The organism is Mycolicibacterium gadium, assembly GCF_010728925.1.
In the GTDB taxonomy this organism is placed as follows: domain Bacteria; phylum Actinomycetota; class Actinomycetes; order Mycobacteriales; family Mycobacteriaceae; genus Mycobacterium; species Mycobacterium gadium.
Genome location: NZ_AP022608.1, coordinates 5,819,417 through 5,833,392, shown reverse-complemented (window position 1 = coordinate 5,833,392; position 13,976 = coordinate 5,819,417). Strand labels below are relative to the sequence as shown.

Sequence of the window (13,976 nt, the reverse complement as noted above, 5' to 3'; positions counted from 1 at the left end):
CACGGAGACGATCGGAGCAGAACCCCTGGTGGGGGGTTCGACCGCTGGCTGCCGGGGTGTGGAGCCAACGAAAACGATGCGCTCTGCTCGCCGCAGTACTGGGGCATTTACCATTATGCGCTCGCCGCGGATCAGAACCCTGCCCTCCCGATCGGGAGCGGGGACGTGTCGCCTGCGCTTAGGCGGGATTGTCCGGAACGAGGGCCATGATGCGTTCGGCCCGCCGTAACACCGGCATGTCGACCATCTGGCCGTCGAACTGGAAGACACCGCGCTGCGAGTTCGCCGCCTCGAGCACCCGACGCGCCCAGTCGACCTGTTCGTCGGTCGGCGCGTACGCGGACCGGATCACCGCGACCTGGGACGGATGGATGGCGACCTTGGCGTCGAATCCGACGGCGACAGCATCGTCGCTCTCGGCGCGCAACCCGTCGAGATTCTTGATGTCGAGATACACCGAGTCCAACGCCAGCTTTCCGAACGCCTTGGCCGCCAGCAGGCTCTGCGACCGCACATGCTTCGCCACATCGCGGTAGCTGCCGTCGGGCCAGCGATTGGCGGTACCGCCGGTGGCCGCGAAAAGATCCTCGGCACCCCACATCACGGCGAACGCATTCTCCATGCGGGCCAGCTCGTTGACTTCGATTGCCCCCAGCGGCGTCTCGATCAGCACAACCACCTCACGCGGCGCCAGATCGCGGACCTGGCGGGGTGATTCGGTTTTCGCCAGCATCACGACCGTGTAGTCGGTGCGTGCCAATGCATCGAGGTCGAGTTGATGGTCCGGCGTCGCGCTCGGGTTGATCCGGACCACCGTGCGCGCCGGATCCAGCGGGGTGTCGATCAGCGCCTGGCGCGCGGCTTCGCGATCCTTGGCGGCAACCCCGTCCTCGAGGTCGAGGATCACGACATCGGCTGCGGCGACTGCCTTCTCGAATCGTTCGGGTCGATCGGCCGGACAGAACAGCCAGCCCGGCCCGTTGTTGCCCAACGACATCAGGCTGCTCCCTCGGGCCGCTTGCGCACCATGGTCTTGCGGGACGCGGTCGCCACGATGTCGCCGTGCTGATTGCGGCCGACGTGGGAGAAGGTGACGATGCCCTCCCCCGGCCTGCTCTTCGATTCGCGCTTCTCGGTGATCTCGGTCTCGGCGTACAGCGTGTCGCCGTGGAACAGCGGCTTCGGGAACGCGACTTCACCGAAGCCGAGGTTTCCGACGATCGTGCCCTGCGTCAGCTGCGCCACCGACAACCCGACCAGAGTCGACAGCGTGAACATCGAGTTGACCAACCGCTGGTTGAACGGAGGCAGCGCATCGGAGAACGCAGCATCCAGGTGCAGCGCCTGGGTGTTCATCGTCAGCGTGGTGAACAGGACGTTGTCCGCCTCGGTGATGGTCCTCCCCGGCCGGTGCTGGTACAGCACATCGGTTTCGAACTCCTCGAACCACAGACCGCGCTGGACAATGACTTTCTTGGACTCTTCTCGTCCACTCACAGGCCGGCCTCGCGTGCGATCAGCATAAGCTGCACCTCCGTTGTGCCCTCGCCGATTTCGAGGATCTTACTGTCGCGGTAGTGACGTGCGACCGCATACTCGTTCATGAAGCCGTAGCCGCCGAACACCTGCGTGGCATCGCGGGAGTTGTCCATGGCCGCCTCGCTGGCCACCAGCTTGGCGATTGCCGCGGCCTTCTTGAACGGCTTGCCAGCCAACATCAAGGCCGCCGCGTCGTAGTACGCAGTTCGGGCGGAGTGTGCACGCGCCTCCATGCGAGCAATCTTGAACGCGATTGCCTGGTGGGCGCCGATCTTCTGACCGAACGCCTCCCGCTCCTTGGCGTACTTCACGCATTCGTCGACGCAACCCTGCGCGGCGCCGACCGACAACGCGGCGATGGCGATGCGGCCCTCGTCGAGGATGCGCAGGAAGTTGGCGTAACCGCGGCCCCGCTCACCGAGCAGGTTCTCCTGCGGTACCCGCACGTCGTCGAAACTCAGCGGGTGGGTGTCGGACGCATTCCATCCGACCTTGTTGTACGCCGGCTCTGCGGTGAAACCCGGTGTCGGCACGGGCACCAGGATCGACGAGATCTCTTTCCTACGGTCCGTTTGCCCCGTGACCGCCGTGACGGTGACGAGCTTGGTGATGTCGGTCCCCGAGTTGGTGATGAACTGCTTGGAGCCGTTGATTATCCAGTGCCCGTCGTCGAGCTTGGCCGTGGTCTTCGTCGCGCCCGCATCGGTGCCGCCACCGGCCTCGGTCAGGCCGAACGCACCGAGCGCCTTGCCGCTCGCCAGCAACGGCAGCCACTGCTGCTTCTGCTCCTCGTTGCCAAAGCGGTACACCGGCATGGCGCCCAGCGAAACTCCGGCCTCCAGCGTGACGGCCACGCTCTGATCGACCTTGCCGAGTTCCTCCAGCGCCAGGCAGAGCGCGAAGTAGTCACCGCCCATGCCGCCGTATTCCTCGGGGAACGGCAGGCCGAACAACCCCATATCGGCCATGCCGGCGACGACTTGGTACGGAAACGAGTGCTCTTCATCGTGTTTGGCGGCGACGGGCGCCACCACGCTCTGCGCGAAGTCGCGGACCGTCTTGGCCAGCTGCTCATAGTGATCGGGCAGCATGCCCGTCGCCAGAAAATCGCTCATGCCTGTTCTGCTTTCTCACTAGCGGTGATCCGGGCCAACGTCTGACCCACCTTGACTTGGTCGCCGACGGCCACGAGTAGCTCGACCACACCTGCGACCGGGGCGGTCAGTGCGTGTTCCATCTTCATGGCCTCGACGGTCACTACGACGGTTCCGGCCTCGACCGCGTCACCGGCGGAAACACCCACGGCGACAACCGACCCCGGCATTGGGCTGGTCAGCTCGGCGTCGCCGCCCAGTTCGTCGTCCGGACGCACGGGTGCTTCCCGAACCTCGTCGACGACGGCGGTGTGCCCGTGGCCGGACAGCCAGGTCCGCCCGTCGACGGCCGCGACCATGTAGTCGGTTCGCAGCCCATCCAGGGTAATCGTGAGCACGTCGCGGTCGAGAGACGCTGACAGCACGTGAGATTCACCGTCCTCGACAACCGCGGTCGCGTTCGCCGGGATCCCGGTCAGGTAGACGTGATCGGTGCGGTCACCGCAATGCAGGCGAAGCACCGTCGGCGCGGGCTCTCCAAGCCGCCATCCCGACGGCACCGCCCACAGGTCGGTGACCGGGTCGGGCCAGGCGCGCAGCCACTTGTGGGCGGCCGCGGCGATCAACTCACGGTCACTCGGCTCCGCGGACTCGAAGTCCGGCATACGGCGGTCGAGCAGACCGGTGTCGAGGTCCCCGGCGACGACGTCTGGATCAGCCAGCAGAAAACGCAAAAACTCGATGTTCGTGACGACACCGAGGACAGCGGTCTGCGACAGGGCCGTATCGAGGGCGCGAATGGCACCGGCACGGTTCTCGGCGTGCGCGATGACCTTCGACAGCATCGGGTCGTAGTCGCTACCGATCACGGTGCCGGTTTTCAGCCCGGAGTCGACGCGCACCCCGCGGCCACCGGGCTCGGCAACACCCAGCACGGTGCCGCCGGTCGGCAGGAAGCCACGGCCGGGGTCCTCGGCGTACACGCGCGCCTCGATGGCGTGCCCGGTCAAAGTGATGTCGTCCTGGCTGAACGGCAGCTTGTGCCCCGCGGCGATGAGCACCTGTTGTTCGACGAGGTCGACGCCGGTGACCATTTCGGTCACCGGGTGCTCGACCTGCAGCCGGGTGTTCATCTCCATGAAGAAGAACTCGTCCGGCCGGTCGGCGGACACGATGAACTCGACGGTGCCCGCGCCGGTGTATTGCACGCTGCGGGCCGTATCGCAGGCCGCGGCGCCGATGCGGGCGCGAGTGACCGCATCCAGAAGTGGCGAAGGCGCCTCTTCGATCACCTTCTGATGGCGGCGTTGCAGGCTGCATTCGCGTTCACCCAGATGCACCACATTGCCGAAGCCGTCGGCGAGCACCTGCACCTCGATGTGCCTCGGGTTCAACACAAACCGCTCGAGGAACAGGGTGTCGTCACCGAAGGCCGACGCGGCCTCGCGGCGCGCGCTGGTCAGCGCGGCCGCCAATTCCGTCGGTTCACGCACGACCCGCATGCCTTTGCCGCCGCCGCCCGCGGACGGCTTCACCAGGACCGGGTATCCGACCTCGTCGGCACCGGCGATCAGGTCTGCGTCGGTGAGGCCGGGCCGTGACACACCGGGAACGACGGGCACACCGAATGCCGATACCGCGGCCTTGGCGGCGATCTTGTCGCCCATCGTCTCGATCGCCCCGACGGGTGGGCCGATGAACACGATACCCGCGGATTGCAGGGCAGCAGCGAATTGTGCGTTCTCCGAGAGAAACCCGTAACCCGGGTGCACCGCCTGCGCCCCGGTGCGCCGGGCCGCCGCGACCACCGCGTCGATGTCGAGATAGCTCTCCCGGGCGGCGGCAGGCCCGATGTTCACGGCCACATCGGCTTCGGCGACGTGACGGGCGCCGGCGTCGGCGTCACTGAACACCGCGACCGAACGGATTCCCATCGCTCGCAGTGTGCGGATCACGCGGACGGCGATCTCACCGCGGTTGGCGATGAGGACTGTAGCTAATTCTTTGGCAGGCATCGTATCTACATCCGGAACACGCCGTAGGAGACCGGCTCCAGCGGAGCCTGTCCGACCACCGAAAGTGCAAGGCCGAGAACGGCTCTGGTGTCCGCAGGATCGATCACGCCGTCGTCCCACAGCCGCGCGGTCGAATAGTAGGGGTTGCCCTGATCCTCATATTGCTGACGAATTGGCGCCTTGAACTTCTCCTCATCCTCGGGAGTCATGTCGCCACGCACCGTCGCAAGCACCGAGGCGGCCTGCTCGCCACCCATCACCGAAATCCTCGCGTTCGGCCACATCCACAGAAAGCGCGGCGAATACGCCCGCCCGCACATCGAGTAGTTCCCTGCGCCGTACGAACCGCCGATCACGACGGTCAGCTTCGGCACCCTGGCGCAGGCAACCGCGGTGACCATCTTCGCGCCGTGCTTGGCGATGCCCCCGGCCTCGTAGTCACGGCCCACCATGAATCCGGAGATGTTCTGCAGGAACAACAATGGCGTACTGCGCTTGTCGCAGAGCTCGATGAAATGTGCACCCTTGAGGGCCGACTCACTGAACAACACCCCGTTGTTGGCGATGATGCCGACCGGGTGACCGTGGATATGGGCGAACCCGGTCACCAACGTGCTGCCGTACTCGGCCTTGAACTCGGCGAACTCTGCGCCGTCCACGATTCGGGTGATCACTTCGTGGACGTCGTACGGCACACGGGAGTCGACCGGCACCACGTCGTACAGTTCCGTCTGGTCGGCGACCCCGTCCACCGTCGGCCGCACATCCCACGGCAGGGGCTCGCGCGGGCCCAGCGTGCCGACGATGCGGCGCACGATGCGCAACGCGTCGCGGTCGTCGTGTGCCAAGTGGTCCGTGACACCGGAGGTTTTGGAGTGCAGATCGCCACCGCCGAGTTCTTCTGCGGTGACGACCTCGCCGGTCGCGGCCTTCACCAGCGGCGGACCGCCGAGGAAGATCGTGCCCTGATTTCGGACGATCACGGCCTCGTCGCTCATCGCCGGCACATACGCGCCACCGGCCGTGCATGAGCCGAGCACCGCAGCAATCTGCGGAATGCCCTGGGCAGACAGGTTGGCCTGGTTGTAGAAGATGCGGCCGAAGTGCTCGCGGTCCGGGAACACCTCGTCCTGACGGGGCAGGAATGCCCCGCCCGAGTCGACCAGATAGATGCACGGCAGTCGGTTCTGTCCGGCAACCTCCTGTGCGCGCAGGTGCTTCTTGACGGTGATCGGGTAGTAGGTGCCACCTTTGACGGTCGCATCGTTGGCGATGATCACGCACTCGCGTCCCGAGACGCGTCCGATGCCGGCGATCATGCCCGCACCGGGGCACTCGTCGTCGTACATTCCGTCTGCGGCAAGCGGTGTCAGTTCGAGAAATGGGCTACCGGCGTCCAAGAGGCCGTCGACGCGGTCGCGCGCCAGCAGCTTGCCCCGGCTGACGTGGCGTTCGCGGGCACGTTCGGGGCCACCGAGCGCCGCAGCGGCGAGCTTGGCGCGCAATCGACCCACCAGCTCGAGGTGCTCCTCGCGATGCGAAATCCGCGTTGTCATCGCAGAAAACCCGTTCAGTTGAGTTAATGACGACTAACTCGTGGTATGTTAGTCACGATTAACCGAAATGTCCACCAGCGCGTTTGGAGTGTGTCGATGGCCTCCACTTCGGTGCCTGATCTGGCTGCGACGCGCCGCAGCAAGGCCAAATCCGACCGCCGATCTCAATTGATCGCTGCGGCCGAACGATTGGTGGCCGAGCGGGGATATCTCGCGGTGCGACTGGAGGACATCGGCGCCGCCGCGGGCGTCAGCGGACCGGCGATCTACCGCCACTTCCCCAACAAAGAAGCACTGCTCGTCGAATTACTGGTGGGAATCAGCACGCGCCTGCTGGCCGGGGCGACCGAGGTCGTCGCGCGGGCTGACGATGCGCGGTCCGCGCTCGACGGGCTGGTCGACTTTCACCTGGACTTCGCACTCGGCGAATCGGACCTGATCCGCATCCAGGACCGCGACCTCTCGAACCTTCCACCCAACGCCAAACGGCAGGTCCGGAAAGCCCAGCGACAATATGTCGAGATCTGGGTAGATGTGTTGCGGCAGTTGAACAAGTCGGTGCGCGAAGACGAAGCCCGGCTGATGGCGCATGCGACGTTCGGCTTGCTGAATTCGACCCCGCATTCGGTAAAACCCAGTGCCACGAAAAGGGCCGAGGCCAGCGAGCGTGCCGTCCTTCGAGCAATGACGGTTGCTGCGCTGACCTCGGCCGCGGGGACCGCGAGCGGTTAATACCAGGCTCTACGGCCACCGACGGGACGTCCGACCGAACCGAGGATCCAGAAGACGGCGCCGATCACGACCAGGATGACCCCGATCGTCGTCAGAACACTGATGCCGAAGATGTAACCGAGTACCGCAAGGATGATTCCAAGGATAATCATCGTGACTCCAATTCTCTCGAGATGCCAACTGCCAGCAGGCTATTGGCTAGGTTGCGGAACGTTGCAATCCGTCACCTTCGGGTTGACGCCCGCATAGTTCAACGGGCCAACGACAACGGTCAGAGCAATGCTTCCCGCGGTCGCGCAATTGGTTGCGCCAGTTTCGAAATAACCACGCTGATACGCCGCAAAAGCGCCGATCAACAACCAGATGAGCACTAGAACGCCGAGAAGCCCACCGCCTCGCATGCTGCGCCTCCATTCTTTTTGCGCCCCAAATCGGCGCGCACGCAGCGTGTTTACCCGGCAGAAAATTCTCCCAAACCTGGGAATGGCAACGATCCGGCTACGGTTCCCGTCGCGGGGAGAAAGCTGTGGAGAGCCAGTCGCACATGGCCTTGACCAGCACGGCGCGGTTTTCCCGCTTGTCGATCTCGTGGCCGTCGTCATCGAATACCAGGTGTTCGACGGTGCGCCCACGTGCCTTCAAAGCGGTGTACATCTGCAGCGACTCGTCCGGGGGGACGTTGGTGTCGTTGGCGCCGTGGACGAGCAGCAGCGGCGCGGTCAGCGCATCCACTCGCTGCAGCGGTGACAGTTCCTCGAGCAGGTCGCGGTCGCTGACGGGATGACCGTACTTCGGGTAGGCGGCGGCGGCGATCCACGGCTCGGTGCTGCGGTACCACGTGTTCAGATCGCTCATGCCGCAAATGCTGATGCCCGCGGCAAACAGTTCGGGATGGAAGGTGAGCGCAGCCTGCGTCAGGTAGCCGCCGTATGACCAACCGCAGCATGCGATGCGATCGGGATGCGCATGACCGTTCTGGGCCAGGAAGTTCACCGCATCCGCGACATCGTCGATGGCCGCGAATCGCTTCTCTCTGTCGTCGGCATGCATGAAGGAACGGCCGAATCCTCCTGAACCGCGCACGTTCGGCAGGAAGACCGAAATGCCTGCCTCGAGCAGGGGCGGGAAGAACTCGTTGTAGCCGGGCCTGCCCTGACCTTCGGGCCCGCCGTGCAGGAACAGCATCGCGCCTATCGGCCTGATCCCGTCGGGTGGCCGGAACAGCCAGCCGGTGAGCGTCAGACCGTCACGCGCCGTAATGGTCTCCAGCGTCGGATCGGCTGACACCGGACCGAGACTCGGCTCACGGTCGACGGGCTCCCATTCGCGAGTACGGGGATCGACCAGTTCGACAGTGGCAGGCATTGACGGGCTTTCGACCGTCATCGCCAGCATCGACCCGCCGGCGCTGATGCTCAGCTCACCGGCCACCATGCCGGGTAGTGGAATCGGCGGGTATGCCGTGTAGTCGGCGAGTTCCAGTATCTGTAATTCGCTGGCACCGTTGATATTCCACAGTATTGCCACGGTAGACAGGTCGTCGCTGACGGTGAACTCGTCGAGTTCGTATCCGGGTCGCTCGGCGATGACCTGATACGCCACGCCGTCTTCGGTGGTGGTGACCTCGAGCAGCCGGGCATGTTCGGCGCCGTTCTCGCTGCGGATCAGCGCACGCACATACCCTTCGGTGCCGGTGAGCCCGGTCGCGGTCGACGGCTGATACAGCTCGTAAGACTCGCCCTCCAGACCAGCTCGCAGACGGCGCGGAACGTGGTCGTCGAGGATGATTCCCTTGTCGGTGGTCGAACCGGGATCGTAGGGCAGCAAAGCGATTTCGGTAGATCCGCGCAACATGATGAGGTCGCGGTAGCCGCGCGGCCCGACCCGCACGAGTGCGGACCCCGCCCACGCGTCGACCAGCCTGCCGCCCGACCGCCGGTCGAGCACCACGGTGATCCCGTCGGCCGGATCGATCAGACACGAGCTGCCGACACCGTCATCACCCGTCAGGATCGCCGCGACCCGGGTGCCGTCCCAACCGATCAGTTCTGCGTTGCCTTCGGCGGCTCCGGAGGGCCACTTGTCGATGCGGCGAGCGTCGCGGTCGTCGGGATCGGTTGTCACCACCCAGATCTGGCTTCGAGACCCACCCTCGGGTGCCACCTCACACGCGAGCCAGTATCCGTCCGCGGAATGCATGACCCGATTCACCGGACCCTCGACAGGCAATTCGACGTCACGAGAGGAACTTGCCCGCCAGCCACGCAGGAACCGCTGCACGGCGCGCGGGTACCCGCCGTCGTCGACTATGTGTGCGAACGCGGTGGCGTCGGGCGACATCGATGCCCCGTAGACGCGACGAACCTGCTCAGCCATCGGAACCAGAGTAAACCGAGGTCGTGGGCGGTAAACGTGGCGATCGCGACAGTGCCGGCGGACCGAACCCTTGCCTTGAGGGCAGACTGAGCGCCTGCACAGGTACCCTCGCAGCCATGAGGTGGGCATGACCGATTCACCACACCGCGGCCGTGATGAGCAGTCGGGCTCCGGCTACGGACCGAACCCGGCGCAGCCGTCCGACGGCGGCTATCAGGGCCAACCCGATCCCGCATATGCGAGCCAGGCGCCGTACGGCCCCACCTATCAGACCCCCTCAGCGCCGCCCCCGACCGAGCAGTTGCCCTACGGCTACGACCCCTACTCAACCGGCCAGTACGACCCGTACGGCGGCGGTCAGTATCCGCCCGACGGCGCCGGACAACCGCCGGACGAGCCGAAGTCACCCCGCTGGCTGTGGGTGCTGGCCGCGACGGCGGTGTTGACCGTCATCGGCCTGGTGATCGCACTGGTCGTCGTCTACGACAACAGCTCCCGTCAGGAGACCGTCGTCGCGCCGCCGCCGTCGCTGACCGAGCCCACCACGACGACCCGAACCCCGTCGACGACCACGTCGCGCACACCCTCGGCTCCGGCGACCCCGCCACCGACCCTGCCCACCGTGCCCACCACCACGGGCTCCACCCCAGCCGGTCCCACCGAGACCGTGGTCTACGACGTCACCGGTGATGGCCGGGCCATCAACATCACCTACGTGGACAACGGTGGGCTGCTGCAAACGGAGTTCAACGTCATGCTGCCGTGGAGCAAGGAAGTCCAATTGGCCGAGCCTGCAGACGCTTCCGCGAGCATCAGCATCATCAACGTCGGCCGCGAAGTGACCTGCTCGATCTCGGTCAACGGCGTCACACTCGAGCAGCGCACCGGTGCGGGCCTGACGATCTGCGCCCCGATCGGCTAGGTCGCCGGCACCCGGCCCGGCGTCTTCACCACCAGCATCGCCAGCATCCCCGCCAAGAGCACCACGACGAGGCCGCCGATGCCCGCGCGGTCGGTACCGAAGATGGCGATGAACGTCGAGAACAACACCGGAGCCAGGTAGGACACCGCTCGGCCGGTCGTGGTGTACAGACCGAAGGCGACGCCCTCTTTACCCTCGGCCGACATGCGCAGCATCAGCGTCCGGGCGGCCGACAGCGTCGGCCCGATGAACAAGCACAGCAAAAGCCCGCAAATCCAGAACGCCAGGACGCCCGACAGCGTCATCAGGATGAGACCGACCACGATCATCGACGCCAGCGAGCCGACGATCACCGGCTTGGCGCCGATCTTGTCGTCGAGGTAGCCCCCGATGATCGCGCCGATGGCGGCGATGATGCTGGCGCTCACCCCGAACAACAGCACGTCGGCCGAGGAGACGCCGTAGACCTTGACTCCGAGCACGGCGCCGAAGGCGAACACACCGGTGAGTCCGTCACGGAACACCGCGCTGGCGATCAGGTAGTAGACGACGTGGGGATCTCTGCGCCATTCGCTGCGGATTTCGGTCCACAGTTTTCGATATCCACTGAAGAAACCGCGTGCCTGGGCCGGCACCCCGACGTCCGGCTTCGGGCTGGGGACGAGGATGAGAACCGGCAGGGCGAGCAGCGCGAACCAGACGGCGGTGAAGATCATGGCGGCGCGGACGTTTTGGCCGTCGGCGCTGGGCAGATTCAACAGACCGGTGTGATCACCGTCGCCGGAAACGAATCCGAAATAGACCACCAAGAGCAAAACGACGCTACCGAAATAGCCTAAGCCGATACCGAATCCGGAGATCTGACCCGAGGTCCGGGGAGTGGACAGCTGGCGCAGCATGGCGTTGTACGGCACGCTCGCCAGGTCGTTGCACGCCGAGGTGGCAGCCACCAGGAAGAGACCCAGCGCCAAGTAGCGCCAGTCCTCGCGGACCACGCTCATCGCCACGGTGGACACGACCGACATCACGCTCAGGGCGGCCAGCGCACGCCGTCGTCGCCACGGTGTTTCAACCCACACGCCGGTGAGGGGGGCCAGCAGTGCGACGGCCAGACCGGCAGCACCCAGCGCCCACCCGAGCCAGCTCGTCGCGCTGATTTCGCCCGGCAGTCCGTCGCCTACGGCGTTGGTGAGGTAAATCGAGAACACGAACGTGACCACGACCGCGTTCAGCCCCGTCGAGCCGAAGTCCCATACCGCCCAGGAGAGGATCTGCGACCGTCGCACCGTCGGCGCGGACGACGTCAGTTCGCTCATGGGGCCTCACGATATAGTCCGGCCCATGCCAGTACCTGCTCCCAGCGAAGATGCCCGAGCCGTCGTCACCGGCGCATCGCAGAATATCGGCGAAGCTCTGGCCCTCGAGCTCGCCGCGCGCGGGCACCACCTGATCATCACCGCCCGCCGCGAAGACGTTCTGCGGACGCTGGCAGACCGGATCAGCGGCCAGTACGGCGTGACGGTCGAGGTGCGTCCCGTCGACCTCGCCGATCCCGCCGAACGCGGGAAGCTCTGTGAAGAATTGGCCGTCCGAAACATCTCGATCCTGTGCGCAAACGCGGGGACCGCGACGTTCGGACCCGTCGCGTCCCTGCCCACCGACGGCGAGCAGGCCCAGGTGCAACTCAATGTCCTTGGCGTGCACGACCTTGTGCTCGCGGTATTGCCGGGAATGGTGGCGCGCAAGGCCGGTGGGATCTTGATTTCCGGTTCCGCCGCCGGCAATTCGCCGATACCGAACAACGCCACCTATGCGGCGAGTAAGGCGTTCGTCAACACGTTCAGTGAGTCGCTGCGCGGTGAACTCAAGCGCGACGGCGTGCACGTCACGCTGCTCGCTCCCGGACCGGTGCGCGAAACGCTCCCGTCGGAGACCGAACAGTCGCTCGTCGAGAAGCTGATCCCGGACTTCTTGTGGATCTCCACCGAGTACACCGCCAAGCTGTCGCTGGATGGCTTGGAGCGCAACAAGATGCGCATCGTTCCCGGTATCACCAGCAAGGCGATGTCGGTCGGCGCCGGCTACACGCCGCGCGCGATCGTGACGCCGATCGTCGGCGCCGTCTACAAGAAGCTCGGCGGCGGCTAGCGCCTGCGGCGACGGCCCGTGCCGAAGATGCTGCGCGTGATCTCGCGGCCGATCACCGTGCCCGCCGAGCGCATCGCACTCTTGAACGCCGGACTGTCCATCACCTTCTCGAGCATCCCGGGTTCGGCAGTCCCACGACTCTTCACCTCGCCTGATGCCGTCGCTCCCCCGACGTCGACCGGAAGCGGCGGCGGCAGCTGCGGGTCGGCCGCCGGCGCGGACGGTTCTGGCGGCGCCATCCTGGCCGACAGCCGCTCATAGGCCGAGTCGCGGTCGATCGTCTGGCCGTACTCGGCCTGCAGCGGGCTGGCCTTCGAGGCCGCAGCGATCGCCTCGGGCCCGACGGTGTCCATCAGCGAGCGCGGGGCCCGCATCCTGGTCCACGCCACCGGTGTCGGTGCGCCGTGCTCCGAAAGCACGGTGACGATCGCTTCGCCGATGCCCAGCGACGTCAACGCCGTCTCCAGGTCGTAGACCTTCGTTTTCGGGTACGTGCGCACCGTCTTCGACAGCGCTTTCTGGTCATCGGGGGTGAACGCGCGAAGCGCATGCTGAACCCGCGCGCCCAACTGCGAAAGCACGGCGTTGGGCACGTCGGTCGGCAGCTGGGTGCAGAAGAACACGCCGACGCCCTTGGAGCGGATCAACTTGACGGTCTGCTCGACCTGTTCGAGGAAGGCCTTGGACGCGTCGCTGAAGAGCAGGTGGGCCTCGTCGAAGAAGAACACCAGTTTCGGCTTGTCGAGATCACCGACCTCGGGCAGCGTCGTGAAGAGATCGGCGAGCACCCACATCAGGAACGTCGAGAACATCACCGGTCGCGCCGCTTGCTCACCGACCTCGAGCAGCGTGATGACGCCGCGGCCCTGCGCATCGACGCGCATCAGGTCCTCGGGCTCGAGTTCGGGCTCACCGAAGAACGTGTCGCCACCGTCGGCCTCGAGGTTGACCAGGGCCCGGAGAATGACGCCGGCCGTGGTCTTGGACACCGCGCCGAGCGCCTTCAGTTCGGGCTTGCCCTCGTCGCCGGTGAGGAACTGGATCACCGCACGCAGATCCTTGAGGTCGAGCAGCGGCAGGCCCTTCTGGTCGGCCCAGTGAAAAATCAACCCCAGCGTGGACTCTTGGGTTTGATTGAGCCCCAACACTTTTGACAACAGAATCGGGCCGAAACTGGAGATCGTAGCCCGCACCGGGACCCCGATTCCGGCGGTGCCGAGCGACAAGAACTCCACCGGGTAGGCGGTAGGCGTCCAGTCGTCGCCGGTGTCTTTGGCGCGCTGCGCGGTCTTGTCGTTCGGCTCGCCGGGTGCACACAGGCCCGACAAGTCCCCCTTGATGTCCGCCATCAGGCAGGGCACACCGGCCGCGGACAGCTGCTCGGCCATCACCTGCAGCGATTTGGTCTTACCCGTACCGGTGGCGCCCGCGACGAGGCCGTGCCGATTGACGGTGGCCAACGGAATGCGGACCCGCGCGGTCGGATCGCAGAGGCCGTCGACGACGACCGTGCCCAGCTCCAGGGCCGGGCCCTCGAACGCGTAACCGGCGGCGATTTGTTGGGCTCCAGTGACGCTCGACGCGTTGGTCATGG

At 65.7% G+C, this 13,976-nt stretch carries 13 protein-coding genes; 3 read left to right on the top strand and 10 right to left on the bottom strand.

Annotation, left to right across the window (positions count from 1 at the left end):
• Positions 1-178: 178 nt before the first annotated feature.
• Genes G6N36_RS28765 through G6N36_RS28745 form a run of 5 tightly spaced genes read right to left on the bottom strand, consistent with a single transcriptional unit; the run spans position 179 to position 6,204 of the window.
• Positions 179-997 carry an HpcH/HpaI aldolase/citrate lyase family protein gene (locus G6N36_RS28765; RefSeq protein WP_163690184.1) on the bottom strand — a complete coding sequence of 273 codons (819 nt, stop codon included), beginning with the start codon at positions 995-997 and terminating at the stop codon, positions 179-181.
• Positions 997-1,497: a MaoC family dehydratase gene (locus G6N36_RS28760; protein ID WP_163690183.1), complete on the bottom strand. Its 501-nt coding sequence runs from the start codon at positions 1,495-1,497 to the stop codon at positions 997-999. Before G6N36_RS28760 ends, G6N36_RS28765 begins: the two co-directional genes overlap by 1 nt.
• Positions 1,494-2,654 (bottom strand): acyl-CoA dehydrogenase family protein, encoded by a 1,161-nt coding sequence (locus G6N36_RS28755; protein WP_163690182.1) that lies wholly within the window; start codon positions 2,652-2,654, stop codon positions 1,494-1,496. The genes G6N36_RS28760 and G6N36_RS28755 overlap by 4 nt, the downstream gene beginning before the upstream one ends.
• The gene (locus tag G6N36_RS28750; RefSeq protein ID WP_163690181.1) at positions 2,651-4,648 is read right to left on the bottom strand and encodes an acetyl/propionyl/methylcrotonyl-CoA carboxylase subunit alpha; all 1,998 of its coding nucleotides are present in this window, start codon (positions 4,646-4,648) and stop codon (positions 2,651-2,653) included. Before G6N36_RS28750 ends, G6N36_RS28755 begins: the two co-directional genes overlap by 4 nt.
• 5 nt (positions 4,649-4,653) lie before the next feature.
• Complete coding sequence (locus G6N36_RS28745; protein WP_163690180.1) at positions 4,654-6,204, bottom strand: carboxyl transferase domain-containing protein; 1,551 nt, start codon at positions 6,202-6,204, stop codon at positions 4,654-4,656.
• Between the two features lie 96 nt (positions 6,205-6,300).
• On the opposite strand from G6N36_RS28745, the gene G6N36_RS28740 reads away from it, so the two are divergent.
• A complete protein-coding gene (locus tag G6N36_RS28740) occupies positions 6,301-6,936 on the top strand; it encodes an SACE_7040 family transcriptional regulator (protein ID WP_163690179.1) in 636 nt (211 codons plus the stop codon).
• On the opposite strand, the gene G6N36_RS29490 is transcribed toward G6N36_RS28740, so the two are convergent.
• The 3 genes from G6N36_RS29490 to G6N36_RS28730 form a co-directional block, all read right to left on the bottom strand.
• Positions 6,933-7,088, bottom strand: a complete 156-nt coding sequence (locus tag G6N36_RS29490; RefSeq protein WP_170311149.1) for a DUF6131 family protein — start codon at positions 7,086-7,088, stop codon at positions 6,933-6,935. The genes G6N36_RS28740 and G6N36_RS29490 overlap by 4 nt on opposite strands.
• A gap of 39 nt (positions 7,089-7,127) precedes the next feature.
• Positions 7,128-7,337 carry a hypothetical protein gene (locus G6N36_RS30040; RefSeq protein WP_163690178.1) on the bottom strand — a complete coding sequence of 70 codons (210 nt, stop codon included), beginning with the start codon at positions 7,335-7,337 and terminating at the stop codon, positions 7,128-7,130.
• A gap of 97 nt (positions 7,338-7,434) precedes the next feature.
• Entirely contained in the window at positions 7,435-9,312 is a 1,878-nt protein-coding gene (locus G6N36_RS28730) for an alpha/beta hydrolase family protein (protein WP_163690177.1), read from the bottom strand.
• Between the two features lie 127 nt (positions 9,313-9,439).
• On the opposite strand from G6N36_RS28730, the gene G6N36_RS28725 reads away from it, so the two are divergent.
• A complete protein-coding gene (locus tag G6N36_RS28725; protein WP_163690176.1) occupies positions 9,440-10,234 on the top strand; it encodes an MmpS family transport accessory protein in 795 nt (264 codons plus the stop codon).
• Here G6N36_RS28725 and G6N36_RS28720 read toward each other — a convergent pair.
• Positions 10,231-11,550 carry an MFS transporter gene (locus tag G6N36_RS28720; RefSeq protein ID WP_163690175.1) on the bottom strand — a complete coding sequence of 440 codons (1,320 nt, stop codon included), beginning with the start codon at positions 11,548-11,550 and terminating at the stop codon, positions 10,231-10,233. The genes G6N36_RS28725 and G6N36_RS28720 overlap by 4 nt on opposite strands.
• Before the next feature lie 25 nt (positions 11,551-11,575).
• Here G6N36_RS28720 and cmrA point away from each other — a divergent pair, with 25 nt between their 5' ends.
• Positions 11,576-12,382 (top strand): mycolate reductase, encoded by an 807-nt coding sequence (gene cmrA, locus G6N36_RS28715; protein ID WP_163690174.1) that lies wholly within the window; start codon positions 11,576-11,578, stop codon positions 12,380-12,382.
• Here the strand turns inward: cmrA and G6N36_RS28710 are convergent.
• On the bottom strand, positions 12,379-13,974 hold the full coding sequence (locus G6N36_RS28710; protein WP_163690173.1) for a helicase HerA-like domain-containing protein: 1,596 nt from the start codon (positions 13,972-13,974) through the stop codon (positions 12,379-12,381). The genes cmrA and G6N36_RS28710 overlap by 4 nt on opposite strands.
• Positions 13,975-13,976 lie beyond the last annotated feature (2 nt).